2 protein-coding genes are annotated in these 1,794 nt (G+C 71.4%); both read right to left on the bottom strand.

Annotated elements, in window-relative coordinates; all coding sequences use genetic code 11:
• Window positions 1–110: 110 nt before the first annotated feature.
• On the bottom strand, window positions 111–1,031 hold the full coding sequence (locus ACE3UY_RS20775) for an SDR family NAD(P)-dependent oxidoreductase (RefSeq protein WP_374689389.1): 921 nt from the start codon (window positions 1,029–1,031) through the stop codon (window positions 111–113).
• A gap of 91 nt (window positions 1,032–1,122) precedes the next feature.
• The coding region (locus ACE3UY_RS20770) for an ACT domain-containing protein (RefSeq protein WP_374689388.1) at window positions 1,123–1,794 on the bottom strand (672 nt) is incomplete at its 5' end.

Here is a 1,794-nt window from a genome sequence, read left to right as displayed (position 1 = left end):
GGGCGTCTTTGGGCGCGCCATACGCGGGGTCCCGGGGCCCGGGCCCCCGGCCCGGGGGCGCCCCCCTGCACCCGGGCCCCTGGAACCTGAAACATCCACGTGCCTATGCGTTAACCCTTTCGCCAGCGCCGCCGCACGGCGCGGGCGGCGCGGCGGATGGGGCCGCCGAGGGGGCTGCGGCTGGCGGCGACCATAGCCCGATACTTCGCGCCGGGCACGACGATGACGCGGTCGCCCCGCAGCGCCGCCAGCGACTCGGCGGCCACCTCATCGGCCGACATCCACACCGCGCCAGGAATCTCGGCGCGGTCGAAGCCCTGATAGTCGCCCACCTCGTGGAACTCCGTCGCCGTGAAGCCAGGGCAGAGCGCCTGCACCTTCACCCCCGTGCCGCGCAACTCGGCCGCCAGCGTCTCGCTGAAAACGTTCAGGTACGCCTTGGTCGCGCCATAGTTGGCCCCGCCCACGGACGCGAAGAAGGCGGCGACGGACGACACGTTGATGATCGCCCCCGCGCCCCGCGCGATCATGCCCGGCAGCGCCGCCCGCGCCAGGGCCACGCTGGCGATGAGGTGGACGCGGATCATGTCCAGCGAACGCTCCAGCTCGACCTCGGCAAAGGTTCCGCGCGTGCCGAAGCCGGCGTTGTTGATCAACAGGGTCAGGTCGTCCAGCCCCTCGATGTGGCGGACGACGCGGGCCACGTCTTCCTCGCCCGACAGGTCGGCGGCCAGCGCCTCGGCCCGGATGGCGTGGGCGGCGCTCAGTTCGGCGGCCAGCGCTTCCAGCCGATCGGCGCGCCGGGCCACCAGCGTCAGGTCATAGCCCGCGGCGGCCAGTTGGCGGGCAAATGCCTCGCCGATGCCGGCCGACGCGCCGGTGATGAGCGCCTGGCCGGGCGGCAACGCGGCCGCGCCGGCATGATCCCGGCTGCGCCAGCGCCGCCAGCCGATCACGCCGGCCGCGGACAGCGCGCCCCCGGCCACAGCCGCCGCGCCAGTGAGTAGTCGTTTCGATTTCGAGTCTGCCATGTTTCCTTTCTCTTATCTCCCCTGCTCCCCCGCTCCCCCGCTCCCCTGCCCCTGCTCCCCCACCACGGGACAAGAATCCCATGCCACGCCTCTACGCCACAATCAACTCATGAATATGGCCCACGGCGCGGCCAACGTCGGCGGCGCTGACAACAACACTGATGCCGCACTCCGACGACCCCTGGGCGATGGCGATGACGTTGACGCGGTGCGCGCCCAGGGCGCTGAAGACCCGTCCGGCGATGCCGGGCGTCGTCTGGATGCCCGCGCCGACGATGGTGACGATGGCGATCTCGTCGCGCGGCCAGACGCGCTCGATGTCGCGCCGCTCCAGTTCGGCGGCGAATTCGCGCTCCACGCCGGCGACAACGGCCGCCGCCGCCGCCTGGGGCACGATGAAGCAGATCGACTGCTCCGACGACGCCTGGGTGATGAGCAGCACACTCACGTCCAGCCGCGCGACCGCGCCGAACGTCCGCGCGGCAATGCCGGGCACGCCGATCATCCCCTTGCCCTCGACGGTGATCATGTTGACGCCCTTGATGGCCGTCACCGCCTTCAGCGAGCCGTTCTGGGCCGGGGCCTCATCGACGATGACTGTGCCGGGGTGGGTCGGGTTGAAGGTGTTCTTGATGCGCAGGGGGATGCCGCTCTCCACACACGGCCGCATCGTCTTGGGGTGCAGCACCCGCGCCCCGTAATAGGCCAGCTCCGACACCTCGCGGTAGGTCAGCGTGGGGATGGAGGCCGCGCCGGACACCAG

This window comes from Promineifilum sp. (SeqCode) (assembly GCF_041918635.1).
Lineage (GTDB): Bacteria > Chloroflexota > Anaerolineae > Promineifilales > Promineifilaceae > Promineifilum.
This window is presented reverse-complemented; position numbering and strand designations above follow the sequence as displayed.

What these genes read in the sequence shown, in the direction of transcription:
- ACE3UY_RS20775 (WP_374689389.1), bottom strand. Translation starts at nt 1,031, where the DNA reads ATGGCAGACTCGAAATCGAAACGACTACTCACTGGCGCGGCGGCTGTG.